Source organism: Microbacterium sp. Marseille-Q6648 (assembly GCF_943181415.1).
Taxonomy (GTDB): Bacteria; Actinomycetota; Actinomycetes; order Actinomycetales; family Microbacteriaceae; genus Microbacterium.
In genome coordinates this window covers 1,305,181-1,319,941 of record NZ_CALPBZ010000001.1, presented here as the reverse complement: position 1 = coordinate 1,319,941, position 14,761 = coordinate 1,305,181, and the positions used below count along the sequence as shown (strand labels likewise).

General features: G+C 70.7%; 14 protein-coding genes. 4 read left to right on the top strand and 10 right to left on the bottom strand.

Annotated elements, in window-relative coordinates:
- Positions 1–50: 50 nt before the first annotated feature.
- On the top strand, positions 51–1,235 hold the full coding sequence (locus NFR93_RS06280) for a polysaccharide pyruvyl transferase family protein (RefSeq protein WP_251450931.1): 1,185 nt from the start codon (positions 51–53) through the stop codon (positions 1,233–1,235).
- Between the two features lie 9 nt (positions 1,236–1,244).
- Here NFR93_RS06280 and NFR93_RS06275 read toward each other — a convergent pair whose 3' ends face one another.
- The 3 genes from NFR93_RS06275 to NFR93_RS06265 form a co-directional block, all read right to left on the bottom strand.
- Positions 1,245–2,261 (bottom strand): CNNM domain-containing protein, encoded by a 1,017-nt coding sequence (locus tag NFR93_RS06275; RefSeq protein ID WP_251450929.1) that lies wholly within the window; start codon positions 2,259–2,261, stop codon positions 1,245–1,247.
- Positions 2,258–3,685: a hemolysin family protein gene (locus NFR93_RS06270; protein WP_251450927.1), complete on the bottom strand. Its 1,428-nt coding sequence runs from the start codon at positions 3,683–3,685 to the stop codon at positions 2,258–2,260. Before NFR93_RS06270 ends, NFR93_RS06275 begins: the two co-directional genes overlap by 4 nt.
- Before the next feature lie 149 nt (positions 3,686–3,834).
- Complete coding sequence (locus NFR93_RS06265) at positions 3,835–4,971, bottom strand: helix-turn-helix transcriptional regulator (RefSeq protein ID WP_251450926.1); 1,137 nt, start codon at positions 4,969–4,971, stop codon at positions 3,835–3,837.
- 147 nt (positions 4,972–5,118) lie between these two features.
- On the opposite strand from NFR93_RS06265, the gene NFR93_RS06260 reads away from it, so the two are divergent.
- Positions 5,119–6,489: an FAD-binding oxidoreductase gene (locus NFR93_RS06260; protein WP_251450924.1), complete on the top strand. Its 1,371-nt coding sequence runs from the start codon at positions 5,119–5,121 to the stop codon at positions 6,487–6,489.
- Positions 6,490–6,515: 26 nt separating this feature from the next.
- Here the strand turns inward: NFR93_RS06260 and NFR93_RS06255 are convergent, their stop codons facing one another.
- The 5 genes from NFR93_RS06255 to dinB all read right to left on the bottom strand — a co-directional run bounded on the left by NFR93_RS06255 (position 6,516) and on the right by dinB (position 10,367).
- The gene (locus tag NFR93_RS06255) at positions 6,516–7,544 is read right to left on the bottom strand and encodes an LLM class flavin-dependent oxidoreductase (RefSeq protein ID WP_251450922.1); all 1,029 of its coding nucleotides are present in this window, start codon (positions 7,542–7,544) and stop codon (positions 6,516–6,518) included.
- Positions 7,545–7,615: 71 nt separating this feature from the next.
- Positions 7,616–8,278 (bottom strand): hypothetical protein, encoded by a 663-nt coding sequence (locus NFR93_RS06250; RefSeq protein ID WP_251450920.1) that lies wholly within the window; start codon positions 8,276–8,278, stop codon positions 7,616–7,618.
- On the bottom strand, positions 8,262–8,726 hold the full coding sequence (locus NFR93_RS06245; protein ID WP_251450918.1) for a MarR family winged helix-turn-helix transcriptional regulator: 465 nt from the start codon (positions 8,724–8,726) through the stop codon (positions 8,262–8,264). The genes NFR93_RS06250 and NFR93_RS06245 overlap by 17 nt, the downstream gene beginning before the upstream one ends.
- A gap of 20 nt (positions 8,727–8,746) precedes the next feature.
- Positions 8,747–9,109, bottom strand: a complete 363-nt coding sequence (locus NFR93_RS06240) for a hypothetical protein (RefSeq protein WP_251450916.1) — start codon at positions 9,107–9,109, stop codon at positions 8,747–8,749.
- A 61-nt stretch (positions 9,110–9,170) separates the two neighbouring features.
- Positions 9,171–10,367, bottom strand: coding sequence for a DNA polymerase IV (gene dinB / locus NFR93_RS06235; protein WP_251450914.1), 1,197 nt, complete (start codon positions 10,365–10,367; stop codon positions 9,171–9,173).
- A gap of 69 nt (positions 10,368–10,436) precedes the next feature.
- Here dinB and NFR93_RS15980 point away from each other — a divergent pair, with 69 nt between their 5' ends.
- The gene (locus NFR93_RS15980) at positions 10,437–10,562 is read left to right on the top strand and encodes a hypothetical protein (protein ID WP_285814545.1); all 126 of its coding nucleotides are present in this window, start codon (positions 10,437–10,439) and stop codon (positions 10,560–10,562) included.
- On the opposite strand, the gene NFR93_RS06230 is transcribed toward NFR93_RS15980, so the two are convergent.
- Positions 10,525–11,748: an MFS transporter gene (locus NFR93_RS06230; protein WP_251450912.1), complete on the bottom strand. Its 1,224-nt coding sequence runs from the start codon at positions 11,746–11,748 to the stop codon at positions 10,525–10,527. The two genes, NFR93_RS15980 and NFR93_RS06230, sit on opposite strands and share 38 nt — an antisense overlap.
- 116 nt (positions 11,749–11,864) lie before the next feature.
- On the opposite strand from NFR93_RS06230, the gene arsA reads away from it, so the two are divergent.
- Positions 11,865–13,643, top strand: coding sequence for an arsenical pump-driving ATPase (arsA, locus tag NFR93_RS06225; protein ID WP_251450910.1), 1,779 nt, complete (start codon positions 11,865–11,867; stop codon positions 13,641–13,643).
- Between the two features lie 65 nt (positions 13,644–13,708).
- On the opposite strand, the gene NFR93_RS06220 is transcribed toward arsA, so the two are convergent.
- On the bottom strand, positions 13,709–14,638 hold the full coding sequence (locus NFR93_RS06220) for a helix-turn-helix transcriptional regulator (protein ID WP_251450908.1): 930 nt from the start codon (positions 14,636–14,638) through the stop codon (positions 13,709–13,711).
- Between the last annotated feature and the right edge of the window lie 123 nt (positions 14,639–14,761).

Genomic DNA, 14,761 nt, shown 5'->3' with positions numbered 1-14,761 from the left:
TCGCTCCGACCGCGAGGTGACTTGCCGCGGCGAGGCGAGAGGGAGTGGCGATGGCCGTGCTGGCGATCGGCGACATCGGCGTGGTGTCGGACATGATGCACATCGGCGACGAGGCGATGTTCGAGGCGGCGCGCGACGAGCTTGCCGCGCGCGGCGTCGACGTCGTCGGGGTGTCGTCGGCGCCGGAGGAGTCAGCCGCACGCTACGGCGTGCGCACCGTGCCGCGGCTGGGCTTCGTCGGGCTCGATCGCGACGCCGCCGAGCGCCGCGCAGCACGACTCGTTGCCGCGGCGGGCGGCGAAGCAGACCTCGCCGACGACGATCCGGCGCGCGGCGTGCTCGGCGAGCTCGACGCGGCATCCGGTCTGCTCAACGCCGGCGGCGGAAACCTCGCCTCGCGCTGGCCGGTGCACATCTACGAGCGTTCCACCCTCGCGGCGATGGCACGTGCGCGGGGCCTTCCCGTCGTCGTCAGCGGGCAGACCTTCGGTCCCGACCTCGAACCCGCCGACGCCGCGCGCGTCGCCGAGCTCGTCCGGACCGCCGCGCTCACGAGCACGCGCGAGTCGGACTCGGCGGCGCTGGTCCGCGCCTGGGGGGCCGAGGCGGTCGTGACCGTCGACGATGCGTCGTTCCTGGGATGGCCGAGCCGGTCGACGGATGCCGCGGGCTCGGTCCTGGTGAGTCTGTCGGGGTGGTTCGCCCACCGCCCCGCCGACGAGGTGGAGCAGCGCATCGCCGCCGTCCTCGACCGCGCCGTCCGCGACGTCGGCCCGGTCGTCTTCCACGCGCACTTCGGTCCGCTCGGATCCGCGGCGGAGCCGTCCGGAGACACGGCGCTTCACGAACGCATCCGCGCCCGCATGAGCGAGCCCAGTCGCGTGGAGCCGACCGGCGACTCGCTCGGTGCCGCCGCGCTCGCCCGCAGCGCGCGGCTTCTGGTGACCGGCCGCTATCACCCCGCGGTGTTCGCCGCGCCGGCCGGCGTGCCGATCGTCGCGCTCGCCGCAGACGACTACACCCGCATCAAGCTCGGCGGCGCACTCGGCCATTGGGGTCAGGACACCGTGCTGGACCTCGACGACCTGGCGGACGCGGGCGCCGCCGCGGGTGCGCTGTCTCGGGCCGCCGGGTCGCGAGAGACGGTCTCGGCCCGCGCCGCGGAGCGTTTCGACGCGCACCGCGCCACCGCATCCCGGTGGTGGGATGCGGTGGCGAGGACCTTCTCCCGCTGACCGGCCGCCTCAGGCGGCCGTGCTCTGGCGGGGGAGGACGCGCGCGATGATGTCGGCGATCGTGACCACACCCGTCATGCGGCCGTCGTCCATCACGACGGCCAGCTGCATGCCGCGCTCCCGCATGTCGCGGAGCACCTCGTGCACGGGGGCGTCGGGGCGGACGATGTGCGCGTCCCGGCGGTGTGTGCCGACCAGAGCGTCCGCGGGTTCGAGCAGGGTGTCGCGCACGTGCACGACGCCCGGCCGCTCATCCGCGCCCGCCAGGACGAGGATGCGCAGGTGCTTCGTCCGCGCGGCGGCCTGGCGTACATCGGCGAGCGTGGCGTCCGTGCCCACGGCCGTGGGGGCGGCATCCGGACGGACGATGTCGGCCACGGTGAGCGTCTGGAGCTCGATCGCGTGCGAGATGTGCGAGGTGATCTCGGGCTCCAGCACTCCGACCTCGGTGGAGTACTCCACCAGGTGCCGCAGCGTGTCGGCGTCGTGCCCGCCCGCCGCGGCACGTTCGACCGGTTCGATCCCGACGCGCGCGACGAGACGGTTCGCGATGTGGTTGATCCACAGCAGCAGCGGGCGGAACGGCCAGATGAACGCGCGTGCCGGCAGGCCGATGATGCGCGCCGCGAGTTCGGGGTGCGCGATGGCCCAGGACTTGGGCGCCATCTCGCCGACGACGAGGTGCAGGAAGGTGACGAACAGCAGCGACAGGGCGAACGCCGCGCCGCCGGCGAGCCACTCGGGAGCTCCCCACCCGGCGAACACCGGTCCCAGCCACGCGTCCACCGCGGGCTTGGTCACGGCGCCGAGCGCGAAGGTGCACGCGGTGATGCCCAGCTGCGCGCCGGCGAGCATGACGGTCAGCTCGTTCATGCCGCGGACGGCTGCGCGAGCTGACGCGCTCCGCTCGGCCTGCTCCTCGAGTCGGTGCCGTCGTGCCCCGAGCAGGGCGAACTCGATGACGACGAAGAACGCGCTCAGGACGATGAGCGCGGCGGTGACGACCGTCACGACGACGGGGCTCATCGCTCGCCCCCTTCCTCGTCGAGCGTCTCGTGGACTTCTGGTGCCTCGATGTCCTCGTCCTCCGTGGCGGCCGCGGACTGCCTCCGCAGCGACACGTCGATCAGGCTCGGGACGTGCCGGTCGACCTCGCGGACGTCGACGCCGACGAGCGTGATCATCGGGTCGTCGTCGATGATCTCGGCGGCGGCCACCGGGAGCGCGATGGTGATGCGGTCGCCCGGCTTGGGGAAGTCCCCGCGTTCGGCGATGAGCAGCCCCGCGACGGTCTCGTAGTCCCCGCGCGGCAGATCGTGGCCGATCGCGCGCTCGACCTCGTCGAGGTGCACGTCACCGTCGATCGTCCAGGTGTCGTCGCCGTGCACATCGATGCCGGTGAAGTTGTCGCTGTCGTGCTCGTCTGTGATCTCTCCGACCAGCTCTTCTGCGATGTCTTCGACGGTGAGGATGCCGGCGAAGCCGCCGTACTCGTCGATGACGCACGCCATCTCATTGCGCGTGGCCAGCAGCTCCTCGAGCGCGACCGGCAGCGGCATGAGCGCGGGAAGGACGAGCGGTTCCCGCATGATCTGCCGGACCGGTGCCTGTTCGGGCAGGGCGGTGTCGAGCAGGTCGGTCAGGTGGATGACCCCGACCGCCTGGTCGTTCTCGCCGATCACCGGGTACCGCGAATGGGCCTGCGCCATCAGGACCTTCGCGTCGGCGAGCGACAGATCGGGCCGGACGGCGTCGATCCACGCGCGCGGCACCATGGCGTGCTCCACGTCGCGATCCGGGAAGTCGAGGATCCGGTCGAGCATGATCGACAGCTCCTCGGGCAGATCGCCGCTCTGGCGGGAGTCCTCGATGATGCGCTCCAGGTCCTTCGCCGTCGCGCTGCTGTCGACGTCGTGGACCGGCTCGACGTGGATGAGCCGCAGGAGGGCGTTGGAGGACTTGTCGAAGATGACGATCAGCCACCCCAGCGCGGCGAGGTAGATGAGGGTGGAGCGGGCCAGCCATCGCGCGAGCGGCTCGGGGGCTGCGATCGCCAGGTTCTTGGGGAAGAGCTCCCCGAAGATCATCTGCACGATCGTCGCCACGGCCAGGGCGAGCACCGTGCCCACCGTCACGCTGATGGCGGCGGGGACTCCCACGCCTCCGAGCAGGACGCCGAGGGCCTCGCCGACGAGCGGCTCGGCCACATAGCCGACGAGCAGACCGGTCACGGTGATCCCGAGCTGGGCGCCCGACAGCATGAACGACGTCCGCTTCGTCACCGCCAGCGCGCGCTGTGCGGCGCGGTCGCCGCCGTCGGCGCGAGACCGCAGCCGTGAGCGGTCCACCGACATGTAGGCGAACTCCTGTGCGACGAAGTAGCCGTTCGCGGCGATGATCAGCGCGATGACGAGGAGGCCGACGAGGAGGAGCAGAACGGCGGTCACCATGGGGTCACCGCCTGCGAGGCGGGGTGTTCAGTGAAAGGGCGACTATGTCCCGGGTCGTCGGACGACGACCCGGAATGGCTGCGGCGGTTCACGGGGGGATTCCTTCGCGATAGGGGGTGCCCAGTCTAACGGCCGTGCCTCCGCCCGGCTCAGGACGCAGTTCGGGCGTACCAGCCGTCGGCGGCCACGGCGTCGCCCCACCGCGGGACGTACTGATCGAAGTAGACGCGCGAGACCAGCTCCCGCCGACTCGCGACGCCGGCCTTGTCGAAGATCGACTTCAGATGGTCCTGCACCGTGTAGGGCGAAACGTGCATCGAGGCGGCGATCTCTTTCGTGTCGGCGCCGCGCAGCACCATGCCGGTGACGTCGCGCTCGCGCGCGGTGAGCCCGAACGCGTCCGCGACGAGGCCGATGACCTCTTGCGGGCGGGCCTCCTCGATCGTCACCACCACGTCACCGGCCCGATCGAGCACTCCCGAGAGCGGCGAGGCGTGGAGCACGAGCCACACGCCGTCGGTCGTGCGCACCCTCACCCGCGGCATCCGATCGATGTCGCCGCGGGCGAAGCGGTGCGCCGCGTGGACGAGCGCGTAGACGATGGTGAGCGGGTCTCCGGTGTTCGGCACGTCCGCCATGCGGGCCAGCTGCGCGCTCGCGCCCGCGCTGGTCTGCAGCACCGAGCCGGCGGCGTCGACGATGATCACCGCGGGGCCGACGTCGCCGGGAGCGTCGGCGCGCCGCAGCTGCGCGAGAAGTCCCGCGCGGATGCCGCGGGTGAACGACGGGGCCACGTCGGCGAGGAAGGCGACTTCATCGTTCGAGAACGCGGCGTCCTCGGAGCCGCGGAAGATCGCGATCGCGCCCCACGCGCCGTGTCGATCACGGAAGACCACCCGGGCTTCGTCGTGATAGCCGAATCGAGGGACGAGCAGTTCGCTCATACGGACCGACTGCTCCAGGTGATCGCCCAGGGCTGCCCGGACTCCGATCGCGTCGACCCCCGTGCGCACCATGGCCTCGATCGCCGTCGGGTCGGGCGTGCCGTACTCGATGCGCGCCCAGGTGAGATCGTCCTCGTTCCTGCCGTCGAGATCACCCATCTTGCGCGTGCTCGACACCATCGAGGTGGCCGGGTCGAGCGTCGACAGGCACGCCGCGGCCATCGGGACGACGCGGCCCACGGCGGCCGTGGCCTCGTCCATGAACTCGTGAAGCGGCAGGCCGGCCCGCGACATCACATCGATGTCGCTGCGCGCGCGCCCGATCCCCAGTGCGGTCGGCATGCACACAGTGTGCTCCTGTGGACGACGCTGCGCCATCCCAGGTATCTGGGGGGAGCGAAATCCCCTCCCATCTGGGATGGAGGCGGTGCCGGTGCTCGGCGCAGACTGAGCGCGCACTCACCCTGTGCGACCCGAGAGGAACACCCCATGACCATTCACGAGACCGCCCTTCCCGTCGTCACCGACCTGCGCGCTGCGCTGGGCGAGCGCATCGTCCTCCCCGGCGACGACGCCTACGATTCCGCTCGCCGACCGTGGAACCTCGCGATCGACCAGCGCCCGGCGGCGGTGGCTCTTCCGGAGTCGGCGGAGGACGTCGTCCATGTCGTGCGCGCGGCGGCCGCAGCCGGACTCCGCGTCGCACCGCAGGCCACCGGCCACGGTGCCGGGGCCCTCGCCGACACCGATCTCGCCGACACCGTGCTGGTGTCGCTGTCGCGGCTGCGCGGTGTCACCGTCTCGCCGCAGACCCGACGGGCGCTCGTGCTCGGAGGGTCGCACTGGAACGACGTCGTCGAGGCCGCCGCCCCGCATGGGCTGACCGCCATGCACGGCAGCGCCGGCGACGTCGGCGTCGTCGGGTACGCGCTGAGCGGCGGGCTGTCGTTCTATGCGCGCACCCACGGATTGGCGGTGAACCACGTGCGCGCCGTTCAGATCGTGACCGCCGACGGGCGCATCGTGCGCGCCTCCGACGACGAGAACGCCGACCTCTTCTGGGCGGTGCGCGGCGGCTCCGGGGCGTTCGGCGTCGTCGTCTCGCTCGAGATCGACCTGCTGCCCTACGCGGATGTGTTCGCGGGAATGCTGCTGTGGGACGCCTCGCGCGCGGCCGAGGTCGTCCCCGCGTGGGCAGCGTGGACGCGCACTCTCCCCGAGAGCGTGTCGACCTCGATGCGCGTCATGCACTTCCCCCCGATGCCGGAGCTTCCCCCGTTCCTGTCCGGTCGCAGCCTCGTCGTCCTCGACGGCGCCTTCCTCGAGCCGGATGCCGCTGCCGACGCCCTGCTGGCGCCCATGAGGGCCTTCGAGCCCGAGATGGACACGTTCGCGCGGATCCCGTCCGCGCAGCTGGTGATGATGCACATGGATCCGCCTGAGCCGGCGCCGGCCTTCTCGGAGGGGGCGATGCTCGCGTCACTGCCCGACGACGCGGTCGAGGCGTTCCTCGGGGCGTGTCGTGCGCCGGGGCTGTTCATCGCGGAACTGCGGCACGTGGGGGGCGCCGCCTCTCGTCGACCCGCGGATGCCGGGGCGGTCGGCGCGCTCGACGGCGACTATCTCGTCGTGGGCATCGCCATGGTGCCCGGCGCGGAGTTCGCCGTCGGCGCGCTCGCCGCCGTCCGCGGGGTCGTGGCGGCAACCGCCGCGTGGCATTCGCCGTCGCTCGCTCTGACGTTCATCGACGGCGGGGTGAGCCGCGAGCTCGCCTTCGGTGATGCGGGCGGGCGCCTGCGCGAACTCAAGTCCGCGTGGGATCCGCAGGACATGTTCGCGGCCGGCCATCCGGTGGACTGACAGCTCGGCGCCTCTCGGCAGGGCACTCAGACGCGAGTGCCCTGCCAGCCGAGCGCGGGGGCGACGAAGCGTGCGAAGGACTCGACCAGCCGCAGGTTGAACGCGACGCCCAACTGGCTCGGGATCGTCAGCAGAAGGGTGTCCGCGCTCTGCACGGCGGCATCCTGGCGCAGCTGCTCGACGAGCTCGTCGGGCTCGCCGGCGTACGTCTTGCCGAATGTCGAGCGCATGCCGTCGATGACGCCGATCTGGTCGCCGTCCTGCCGCCCGCCGAAGTACATCGCATCCTCGGCGGTGGTGATCGGGAAGATCGAGCGGCTCACCGACACCCGCGGAGTGCCGGGGTGTCCGGCATCCGTCCATGCCGCGCGGAAGGCATCGATCTGCTGCGCCTGCAGCTCGTCGAACGGCCTGCCGTCCGCCTCGGTCAGCAGCGTCGACGACATCAGGTTCACACCGGTTCGCCCCGCCCACTCGGCGGAGTCGCGGTTGCCGGCGCCCCACCACACGCGTGAGCGGAGGCCGGGGGAGTGCGGTTCGACCCGCTGCATCCCCGTGCCGCCGCCGAAGGGGCTCGTCGCGTCGCGCTCGGCCAGACCCTCGCCGTCGATCGCGCGCAGGAAGAGGGAGAAGTGGTCGCGGGCGAGGTCGGCGCCGCGGGGGTCCTGCGATCCCGTGTATCCGAAGGCCTCGTAGCCGCGCACCACCGTCTCGGGTGAGCCGCGGCTCACGCCGAGCGCGAGTCGTCCGCCGGAGATGAGATCGACGGATGCTGCTTCTTCGGCCAGGTAGAGCGGGTTCTCGTAGCGCATGTCGATCACGCCGGTGCCGACCTCGATGCGCTCGGTGCGCGCGGCGATGGCTGCGAGCAGGGGCATGGGGGAGGACTGCTGGCGGGCGAAGTGGTGGACGCGGAACGAGATGCCGTCCACGCCGAGATCGTCCATGCCCTGCGCGAGGTCGATGGCCTGCAGCATGGAGTCCTGCGCCGTGAGCTGGCGGCCTCCGCCGAGGGGGCCGTAGTGACCGAAGGAGAGTGTTCCGAATCGCTGCATAGTGGTGCCAACGGTACGCCGGCGAGGTCTATTCCACTGAATGCGTCTAGTGGCCGGCCGTCGAGTCGCGGTCAGGGGATGTGCGCCCGGACGCCGTCGAGGAACGCATCCGGATCGTCGGCCCAGATGCGGACCCTGTCGACCTCGTGCGTCCCGCCCTTGGGGTGGAGGCCGGGAAGGCGCACGAGCGTCGGGAGCTCGAGCTCGATCTCGATATTGGTCTCGTCCTGCATCCTCACGGCGAGCTCGCGGCCGCTCGCGGTTTGCGTCACGCGCGGCGATCTCGGTTCGTCGACGCGGAGTGAGCGCGATACCGATGCGATCTGATCCCAGGTCAGGGGAATGTCGAGCTCGAGGCCCTCGCGCACGCTGATCCCGGCGGGGCCGACGGTGTGCGGGCGTACGATCTGGCCGCACAGCAGTCCCACCATCCACGTGAGCCCCCAGATCCCCAGGATGAGGAAGGCGATGCGCACGGTCGGCCACCGGTGGACGATGAGGTCGATGATGGGGATCTCGACCGCAGACAGCACGATGAAGATGATGAGGATGGTCTGCACGGGGCGGTGGTAGGAGTACCCCATCGCGCCCGGCGCGATCGCCGGCCGCCGCGCGATCGCCCGGCCGATGCTCGCGTAGATGCGCAGCTCCACCGCCAGAGCTCTGCGTGCGAAGGACAGAAGCCGGCGAGTGTGGTTCGGTGCGAGGTCCTGGCTGTCAGCGGTGCGGGTCATGCGGCACCTCCTCGCGCTGCTCCTCGATCAGCTGTCGCAGGCGTGCGGTGACCGCGTCGAGTGCGCGGTCCAGGGTCTCGCGATCTGCCGGATCGACGGCCGCGGACAGTGCCGCGCTGAGGTGCGCGTGCTCGCGCGCGGTGGTCCGCATCAGTTCGGTTCCGGCCTCGGTGAGCTCCACGAGATGCGCGCGGCGGTCGGTGGGGTGTGACACCCGATTCACGTGCCCGGATTCCTCAAGGGCGTCGACGAGTCCAGTGATGTTGCGCGGCGACACCCCCAGTGCGGACGCCAGTGCCTGCTGCGTGCTCGGGCCGTCGTGATGGAGCGTCCAGAGCACGGCCATTCGGGCGGGCGACAGGGGCGTGCCGGCGAAGGCGCGAGCCATGTCGCGCTGGAACAGCTCACTGACGAGAAGCAGTCGATCGAGGAGGAGCGGTTCGGGCATACTGTTACCCTACTTCACTATTACCTCGGTTCAGTAGGTCGTTCGAAGGTCGCGGCTTCGGCGGGCTCGTGGGGAAAGGCTGGAGTGAGCGTCCAGTCGGTCGCGTCGGCGAGACGTCGCATCAGCTCGATCGCTTCCCGCCGGGCTGCGGCGAGACCGGCGACGGCGTGCACGTCGATCGCGAGAGGCGGCGGCTCGCCGAACTTCGGAATGTCGATCTGGATCCAGAGGCCGTCGGCGACGGCGATGGTCGGACTGGCTGTTCCGCCACCCCGGACGGGCGCCCCGAGAGTCCGCGAGATGACGGCGAGCGCATCGAGCTTGTCGACGGCGTCGGCCGCGACGATCGTGGCCACGGCAGCGGAGGGCGGGTCGGGGGTCATGCGCTCAGTCAACCACCGGATGCCGCCGGCGGGGGTCGCCCCGGTCGATACCGACCACGCGTCACTCGTGCTCGGGCAAGAGGGGAGTCGACCACCCCGGATCGCGGCCGAGCTGCGTGGCGCGCGCGACCGACGCCGGTCCGAAGCGATCGCGGACCGCATCGAGGACGGTGTCGAGGCGCACGCCCTCGTCCCAGTCGATCGGAAGCTCGGGCTGCATGCTGTCGGCACGGCCGAGTTGCGAGAACGAGACCCCGATGAGGGTGATGCCTCGTTGCGCTATCTCGTCCCGGGCGCCGTCGAGCAGACGCCGTGCGACCGCGAGCAGCACCGACGTGCGGTCGGAAGCGGCCCGGATCGAGTGCGACCGGGTGGCCTTGGTGAAATCGCCGAAGCGCAGGCGCAGCACGACCGTGCGGCACACCCGGTCGTGCTCGCGCAGGCGCCGGCCCAGGCGATCGACGAGCTGCGTCAGGATCACGTCCAGCTCATCCTCGGAACGGGGCCGGCTGCCGAGAGCGCGTTGCGAGCCGATGGAGCCGCGACGCCGTGTGCCGTCGACGGGCCTCGGATCCCGCAGACGGGCGAGGGCGTGCAGGTGCGCGCCGGTCGCTTTGCCCAGCAGCCGTTCTGCGGCGGCCTCCTCGAGCTCCGACAGCTGACCGACGGTGCGGATGCCGAGCCGATGCAGCTTCTCGGCCGTCACCGCACCGACGCCCCAGAGGCGCTCGACCGGCAACGGCAAGAGGAATGCCTCCTCGCGATCGGGCTCCACGACCAGCAGCCCATCGGGCTTGCTGACCGCGCTGGCCACCTTCGCGAGGAACTTGGTTCGAGCGACGCCGACCGAGATCGCCAGCCCCACTTCGTCGCGCACCCGCTCGCGCAGTCGCACCGCGATCTGCTCGGGGGTGCCTGAGATGCGGCGGAGACCCCCGACCTCGAGGAACGCCTCATCGATCGAGAGGCCCTCCACGAGCGGCGTCGTATCGCGGAAGATCGCGAACACATCGCGGCTCGCGGCCGAGTACGCCTCCATGCGTGGAGGCACGACGAAGGCATCCGGACACAGCTCGCGCGCCTGCCGCCCGCCCATCGCCGTCCGCACTCCGCGGGCCTTCGCCTCGTAACTGGCCGCCAGGACGACCCCGCCGCCGACGATCACCGGACGCCCCCGCAGCTCGGGGGCATCGCGCTGTTCCACGGACGCGTAGAAGGCGTCGAGATCCGCGTGCAGCACGGTCGCCTCTCCCCGCATCGCGCCTCCCGCCGATCGCCCATCCGTGGGGAGCCTCGCACCAACGGACGACATCGGGAAGGCACCGCCGTGAGGCAGCAGCGCTTCCTGCTGACGCGGGAGCGATGGGAGGAGCGGCGGCAGGACCACCTGCGACTTCTCGGCGCCCCCGTGGAGCTCACCGGATTCGAGGCGCTGCGCGCTCACCTCGACTGACGAATGCGGCGCCGACAGCCCCGGCGGCGGCGACCGCGGCGAGGACGCCCACCGCGGCGGTAAGGCTGATCGCGCCGATCCATCCTGCGAGCGGGTACGTGATCAGGAAGCAGGCATGGGATGCCGCGAACTGCGCGGTGTAGACGAGGTTGCGGTTCGCGGGTGTGGAGGCATCGGCCAGCAGCCGGGAGGTGGGGGTGTTGATGAGCGAGGTGCCCGCGCCCAGGGCCGCCCAGGTGAGAAGCACCATCCACCACCCGACGCCGCTGGCGACTGTGAAGACCGTCACGCCGATGGCGAGACCGAGCCCGGTCATCACGACGACGACCCCGGCGGTCATGGTGCGGGTGACGCCGAACCGTTCGACCAGCCGGGGAATGTTCACGGCGATCAGCAGGGAGCCCACGCCGTACGCGCCGAGGGTCACCGCGACCGCCGCGTCGTCGAGGTCGAGCACGCTCTTGGCGTAGACGACCGAGTTGACCAGGACGAGCGCGGTCGCTGCGGCGACGACGATGTTGGTGAACAGCACGAACCGCAGGCTCGGAGTGCGGGCGAAGACCTTCGCGCCGACGGGCAGGCGTTGCCAGAACGTCGACGTCGCGGCATCCGAGGATCGGGGAGGGAGCCGGGCGATCAGCACGAGGAGGGCGGAGCCGGCGAAGCCGAGGGCGGTGCCGATGAACAGGTTGCTGTAGCTGATGAGCGTCAGCAGCGCCGCCGCGATGACGGGGGACAGCAGCGCCTCGAGGTCGTAGGCCAGGCGCGACAGGGCGAGGGCCCGGGTGTAGTCGTTCGGCTCCGGCAGGACGCTGGGGATCAGGGACTGGAACGCGGGCGTGAACGTCGCCGACGCGGACTGCAGCACGAAGACGAGGGCGTAGATCTGCCAGGTCTCCGACACGAACGGCAGGATCGCGGCGATGGCCAGCCGGATCAGGTCGGCGCCGATGAGCACCGCCTTCTTCGGCAGACGATCCACCAGCGCCGCCACCAGGGGCGCGACGCCGACGTACGCGACCATCTTGATCGTCAGCGCCGTCCCGAGCACCAAGCCCGCCGCATCCCCCGCGAGATCGAACGCGAGCAGCCCCAGAGCCACCGTCAACAGACCCGTGCCGACCAAGGCGATCACCTGAGCGCTGAACAGCGCGCGATACGTCGGATTTCGCAGAACCTGGATCATCGAGCGCCGCCTGTCCGCCCGACGGTCGCCGGGCGTGCGTCATCTCGTCCCGAGGTGCGCGACGAGGGACGTTCGGCCTGGCCGGCCGGCGGTGGGGAGGAGAGGATGGCCATGAGATGAACTTCCTCGAGAATGTACCCCGATTTCTCTTCTTCACAGGCAAGGGCGGCGTCGGCAAGACCTCGGTGGCCTGCGCGTCGGCGGTCCGGCTGGCGACCCGTGGACGACGGATCCTGCTCGTCAGCACCGACCCCGCATCCAATATCGGCCAGGTCTTCGGCATCGCGACCGGCAACGCCGTGACGGCGATCCCCTCGGTCGAAGGCTTGTCCGCCCTGGAGATCGATCCCGAGCAGGCGGTCGAGGCCTATCGCGAGCGCATCATCGGTCCGGTCCGGGGGCTGCTGCCCGAGACGGAGATCGCGGGCATCACCGAGAGTCTGTCGGGGTCGTGCACCACCGAGATCGCATCGTTCGACGAGTTCACCCAGCTCCTGACCGACGACGCGGCGTACGGCGAGTACGACCACATCATCTTCGACACCGCTCCGACCGGGCATACGATCCGGCTCCTGCAGCTTCCGGGATCGTGGACCGAGTTCCTCGCCGGCGGCGGGGACGCCTCATGTCTCGGGCCGCTCTCGGGTCTCGACAAGCACCGCGCCACGTACGCCGCGGCGGTGGCGGCGCTCACCGACGCGGCTCGCACGCGGTTGATCCTCGTCACCCGTCCCCAGGCCTCGGCGCTCACCGAGATCGCGCGCACCTTCTCTGAATTGACCGCGATCGGTATGACCGGCGGTTTCGTCGTCGTCAACGGGGTCCTCCCCGCACGTGCTGGCGAGGAGCCGATCGCCGCCGCGGTACGCCGTCGCGAGACCGTCGCGATGGCGGCGATGCCCGCCGCAATCGCCGATCTGCCGCGGGACGTGCTGGAGCTCAAAGCCGGCAACGTCGTCGGGATCGACGCGGTTCGCGCCTTCTTCGAGCCGGGGTCCTCGCTGAGCAGTGCCGGGGACGCGGAGCACGGGAGCGAAGACGTGCCGGATGCTCCGCTGGTGACGCTCGTCGACGAGATCGAGCGCGACGGGCACGGGCTCGTGATGTGCATGGGCAAGGGCGGTGTGGGGAAGACGACGATCGCCGCCGCCGTCGCGCTCGCCCTTGCCGCGCGAGGGCACGACGTGCTCCTGACCACGACGGATCCGGCGGCCCATCTCACCGAGACGCTGGGTGGAGCCGTCGACCGACTCACGGTGGCGCGGATCGACCCCGACACCGCGCTCGAGCAGTACCGCGCCCGGGTGATGGCCGCCAAGGGCAAGGACCTCGACGAGGAAGGCCGCGCAGCCCTGGCTGAGGACCTCATGTCGCCGTGCACCGCCGAGGTCGCCGTCTTCCAGCAGTTCTCGCGCGCCGTCCACGACTCCCGGCGCACCTTCGTCGTCATGGACACCGCGCCGACGGGGCACACGCTGCTGCTGCTGGATGCCGCAGGCTCGTACCATCGCGAAATCGCGCGCCAGATGGGCGCGGCGAGCATGGCCTACTCCACGCCGCTTATGCGCCTCCAGGATCCGGCGCAGACCAAAGTGATCCTCGTCACGCTCGCCGAGACGACGCCCGTCCTCGAGGCTGCCGATCTGCAGGACGATCTGGAGCGCGCCGGGATCCACCCGTGGGCGTGGGTCGTGAACAACTCGATCGTCGCGGCGCACCCGGAGTCGGCGTTCCTGCGTACCCGTGCGCGGAACGAGGTCGCTCAGATCGCCCGCGTCCGTGAGCTGGAGGATCGGGTAGCCATCGTCCCGCTGCTGGCTGAAGAGCCGGTCGGCGTCGCTCGGCTGGCCGCGCTCACCGAACACCGGGCGGCGGATGAGCGTTACGGGGGCTGAGCCGAGTTGCGATCCCCATGGAAACGGGGGATCGCGCTGGTCGGATGCCGGGCGGGGTGGCGCTGCTACCCGCGTGGTTCCGCTGGTCGCGGGTCAGGTGCCGTTCCGGTGTCTTCGGCGGTGACGTCATGTCGGGGTGCGGGCGGGTCGGTGGTCGCGGCCCAGCTGGCGAGCATCTTGAGCGCGTCGTCGGAGGGTGATCCGGGTTCGGCCGTGAAGGTCGACAGCTGCAGTCCGGGGTCGGCGGGGAGCTCGAAGGCTTCGTAGGTGAGATCGAGGTCGCCGACGACGGGGTGGTGGATCCGTTTGATGCCGGTTCGGTGATAGCGCACGTCGTGCGCCGCCCAGAGGGTGCGGAAGGTCTGGGATCGGGTGGAGAGCTCGCCGATGAGGTCGGTGAGGCGCTTGTCGTAGGGGTTGCGTCCGGCGTCGCCGCGCATGGTGGCGACGAACTCCTGGACGACCTTGTCCCAGTCGGGGTAGAACTCTTGCGCTGCGGGGTTGAAGAATGCGAACCGGGCGCTGTTGGGGATGGGTTCGTCGAACACCGGCGCGTAGAGTGCGCGGCCGAGGCGATTGGCGGCGACATAGTCGTAGTAGTTGTTGCGGATGATCGCCGGGGCTTCGGTGATCGCGTCCAGGAGCCGTTGGATACTGGGCCGGAGCGTATCGCCGCCGGCTCGGCTGCGCGGCTTCCGGGTGACGGGGGAGGCGTTCGCGGCGCGGGCGAGATCGTGCAGATGAGCGGTCTCGGCGTCGTCGAGTTGAAGGGCGCGTGCCAGGGAGTCCAGGACGCTGTCCGAGACGCCGGAGAGATCGCCTCGTTCGAGGCGGGTGTAGTAGTCGACGCTCATTCCGGACAGCAGGGAGACTTCTTCGCGGCGGAGTCCCGGGACGCGGCGGTTGCCGCCGAAGGCGGGGAGGCCGGCCTGGTCGGGAGTGATGCGCGCGCGACGTGTGGTCAGGAACTCGCGCACGTCGTTGCGGTTGTCCATGCCCTCGACCGTACGCCGCCCCCGGCCGATGAGGGAGGTACTGGCGGTACCGGGCACATCGCCCACTGTCATCCGGGAGGCGGATGGCGTTGGCTGGGATCACCGACAGGAAAGTGAGGACGG